Origin of the sequence: Aquabacterium sp. (genome assembly GCF_041915145.1) — a bacterium.
GTDB lineage: Bacteria > Pseudomonadota > Gammaproteobacteria > Burkholderiales > Burkholderiaceae_C > Aquabacterium.
On record NZ_JAYSBZ010000136.1, the window covers coordinates 1 to 3,842 of the forward strand.

At 65.3% G+C, this 3,842-nt stretch carries 3 protein-coding genes; 1 reads left to right on the plus strand and 2 read right to left on the minus strand.

Annotation, left to right across the window (positions count from 1 at the left end; all coding sequences use genetic code 11):
* Positions 1–633 (plus strand): helix-turn-helix domain-containing protein (locus ACE3SS_RS15055; RefSeq protein ID WP_374595349.1); only part of this gene is annotated, 633 nt, incomplete at its 5' end.
* 37 nt (positions 634–670) lie between these two features.
* Here the strand turns inward: ACE3SS_RS15055 and ACE3SS_RS15060 are convergent.
* Together ACE3SS_RS15060 and lipA are read right to left on the minus strand one after the other, a co-directional pair.
* Positions 671–2,734 (minus strand): M13 family metallopeptidase, encoded by a 2,064-nt coding sequence (locus ACE3SS_RS15060; protein WP_374595351.1) that lies wholly within the window; start codon positions 2,732–2,734, stop codon positions 671–673.
* 20 nt (positions 2,735–2,754) lie between these two features.
* The gene (gene lipA, locus ACE3SS_RS15065; RefSeq protein WP_374595353.1) at positions 2,755–3,756 is read right to left on the minus strand and encodes a lipoyl synthase; all 1,002 of its coding nucleotides are present in this window, start codon (positions 3,754–3,756) and stop codon (positions 2,755–2,757) included.
* Positions 3,757–3,842: the final 86 nt, after the last annotated feature.

Below are 3,842 nucleotides of genomic sequence, written 5' to 3' on the forward strand. Positions count from 1 at the left end.
CACCCCTGCCAAGGCGAGCTGGCCTTCAGCCCGCATCAGATCGAGGCCGTGCTGGCCGCCACGGTGAGCTTCACGCACTGGATCGCGCAAAACACGCGCCCACCGCTGCTGGCGCGCTTCAGCCACGGCCGCGTCGGGCCGACGAGTGAATATCAGAAGGTGCTGGGCTGCCCGGTCGAGTTCGATCAGATCTACAACGGCCTGCTGCTCAAGAACGAGCAACTCGACCAGCCCCTGCCGCAGGCCGACTCGCAACTGGCGCATCTGCACGACGAATACGCCGCCTCGCGGCTGCACGCGCTCTCAAGCAACGGCAATCTGCTCGACGCGCTCGCCGCGTGGATCCGCTCGCACTTCGGCCCGCCACTGCCCACCCGCGCCCAAGCAGCGGCGGCCTTTGGCCTGACCGAGCGCACCCTGGCGCGGCGCCTGCAAGATTTCGACTTGAGCTTCACCCGCTTGCTCGACGACGCGCGTTGCGAGCAGGCATTGCAGCGTGTTGAGCAGACCGACCGCAGCTTCGTGGACATCGCCCACGAACTCGGCTTTGCCGACGTCAGCCCGTTCTACCGCGCCTTCCAGCGATGGACGGGCACGACGCCCGCCAAATGGCGTGACGCGCGCGTTGGCTGACAACCGCCAACCTGCTCGCCCCACGCCTGCGCACATCTCACCAGATGCTGATGCGCTGGTCGGGCGGCAGATACAGCTGGTGCTGCGGCGTGACCCCGAAGGCGTCGTACCAGGGCGTGAAGTTGCGCAACACGCCATTGACCCGAAACGGTCCGGGACTATGCGGGTCGGTCAGGGTGACGTTGCGCAGGAAGCCATCGACGTACAAGGACCGCCAGAGCTGGGCGTACCCCAGAAAGAACCGCTGCTCGCCGGTGTAGCCGTCGATCACGGGGGCATGCCCCTGGTAGTCCTTCGCGATCAGGCGCTGGTAGCCAGTCCAGGCGATGGCCAAGCCGCCCATGTCGCCGATGTTCTCACCGAGCGTCAAGTGGCCGTTCAGGGGCAGACCAGGCAGCGGCTCGTACTGGTCATATTGAGCGGCCAGACGTTCGGCACGCTGCGTGAAGCCTCGCCGCGACGCATCCGTCCACCAATTGCGGAGCCTGCCCTGACCGTCGTAGCGATTGCCCTGGTCATCGAATCCGTGGCTGATCTCATGCCCGATCACCATGCCGATGGCGCCGAAGTTCACCGCCGGGTCCGCCTTGGGGTCAAAAAAGGGCGGCTGCAAGATCGCCGCCGGGAACACGATTTCGTTGCCAGCCGCGTTGTAGTAGGCGTTGATGACATGCGGCATCACCACCGGATCCCACTCCCACTTGCGCACGGGTTCACGCAGCTTGGCTTGAGCATCTTGCTGCCGCCAGGCCTCGATCCGGGTCAGGTTGCCCAGCAGGTCGTCCGGCGCGATGCGAATCGCACGCAGATCGTGCCAGCGGTCGGGGAAACCGATCTTCACCGTGACCGCATCCAGCTTGGCCACAGCAGCCGCCATGGTCTGCGGGTCCATCCACTCGGAATGCTGCAGCCGCTCGCGACACGCCGCCAGCAAGAAGGTCACCAGTTTGTCGATGGCCACCTTGGACTCCGCCGGGAAGTAGCGCTCGACATAGAGCCGCCCCACCTGCTCGGCGGTGGCGCGTTGCACCAAGTCCAGCGCCCGCTTGTCGAGCGGGCGCTGCTCAGAAATCCCGGCCATCCGACGCCCGAAGAATTCAAAATGGGCATCGGCCCATTCCCGAGACAACAGCGGAGCGCGGCTGTTGAGGAACGAAAACACGAGGTACGAGCGCAATGTGCCAACCGGGGTCGCGGCAAACAGCGCCGCCTCCCGCTTGATCGCGGAGTCCTGCGTGAGGTTGACCGTTGTCACCGCACCGAACCCGGACGCGCCGAGCAGCGCCTTCCAGTCAATGCCGGGGGCATACGTCTTCAGCGCCCCAACCGTCAGAGGGTGATACGTCTTCAACGCATCCCGCGATTGCTCCGGTGTCCAATGCACCGCAGCCAGCTTCTTTTCGAAATTCAACACCGCGTCAGCTCGCGCCTGAGCGTGGGGAATCCCCGCCCGGTTGAAGACCCCCGCGATGTAGTCGCGGTAAGCCAATCGCGTGCCGAGATAGGGTTCGGTCTGGAGCAGGTAATACTCGCGAGGCAACCCGAGCCCGCTCTGCTGAATCGACAGCAGGTAACGGTCAGGCGCCTGCGCATCCGGCGCAACCGCCACGCCCAGGATGGACGGGTAACCCACCTGCCCCATGCGACGGGCGATCTCGCGACGGCTGGAGACCTGCATCAGGTCGGCAATCTGGCCCGCCAACGTGCTGATGCCCAAGGCATCGCGCCGCTTGGTGTCCATGAAGCTGGCATACAGATCGGCGACCTGCTGAGCCGGCTCGCCGGCCACCAACGGACCCGCCTGGGCATGCTCGACGATCGACTGCAACTGCTTTTCCGTCTGCAGCATGAGCCTCACGAAAGAGCCTGCCATCGGGAAACCAGTTGGAATCGCCGCCGACTCCAGCCAGCCCAGGTTGACGTGGCGATAGAAGTCGTCGCCCGCCGCCACCTTGCCCGAGATGAACTGGGCCTCGACACCCCAGGTGCCGAAAGACGGCGCTCGGCTCGACGTGTCTTCCGCCCAGGCCGGCCCGCATGCGACCCAGCCCAGGAGGCCCAGCATCGCGGCCATTGATTTCCACAAACCATCCATCGTCATCCCCCCTGCTGAACCACGGTCTAACCTGAACTGACTCCCAGCACGCCCGCCGCCTGCTTATCGGCGTGGTAGCTCGATCGCACCATGGCCCCCACCGCCGCGTGGGTGAAGCCCATCTTCAGGGCCTCGTCTTCGAACATCTTGAAGGTGTCGGGGTGCACGTAGCGGCGCACGGGCAGGTGGTGGCCCGAGGGCGCGAGGTATTGGCCGATGGTGATCATGTCGATGCGGTGCTCGCGCATGTCGCGCATCACCTGCAGCACTTCGTCGTCCGTCTCGCCCAGGCCGACCATGATGCCGCTCTTGGTCGGCACCTCGGGGAACAGCTCCTTGAACTGCTTGAGCAGGTTCAGGCTGAAGGCGTAGTCCGACCCCGGGCGGGCTTCTTTGTAGAGGCGCGGCGCGGTTTCGAGGTTGTGGTTCATCACGTCGGGCGGGGCTTCTTTCAAGATGCCCAGCGCGCGCTCGTGGCGGCCGCGGAAGTCCGGCGTGAGGATCTCGATCTTGGTTTGCGGCGACAGCTCGCGCGTCTTGCGGATGCATTCCACGAAGTGCGCCGCGCCGCCGTCACGCAGGTCGTCGCGATCGACGCTGGTGATGACCACATATTTGAGCTTGAGCGCCGCAATGGTCTTGGCCAGGTTCTCGGGCTCGTTCGCGTCGAGCGGGTCGGGCCGGCCATGGCCCACGTCGCAGAACGGGCAACGGCGCGTGCACTTGTCGCCCATGATCATGAAGGTGGCCGTGCCGTGGCCGAAGCACTCGCCGATGTTGGGGCACGAGGCTTCTTCGCAGACGGTGTGCAGCTTGTGCTCGCGCAGGATCTGCTTGATCTCGTAGAAGCGCGTGCTCGGCGAGCCGGCCTTGACGCGGATCCACTCGGGCTTTTTCAGCACCTCGGCCGGCACCACCTTGATCGGGATGCGGGAGGTTTTCGCTTCCGCCTTTTGCTTGGCGGTGGGGTCGTAGGCCGGAGCCTGAGGTGCAGTGGAGTCGGACGGCGTGGAATCAGATGCAGACATGGCGCGGCGCAGACTCAGGGGCTCAGGTAAACCGAGAGCTTCTCGGCCAGCCGCTGCGCGGCTTCGTCCCACGTGGTCTGAACGCC

What these genes read in the sequence shown, in the direction of transcription:
- lipA (WP_374595353.1), bottom strand. Translation starts at nt 3,756, where the DNA reads ATGTCTGCATCTGATTCCACGCCGTCCGACTCCACTGCACCTCAGGCT.
- ACE3SS_RS15060 (WP_374595351.1), bottom strand. Translation starts at nt 2,734, where the DNA reads ATGACGATGGATGGTTTGTGGAAATCAATGGCCGCGATGCTGGGCCTC.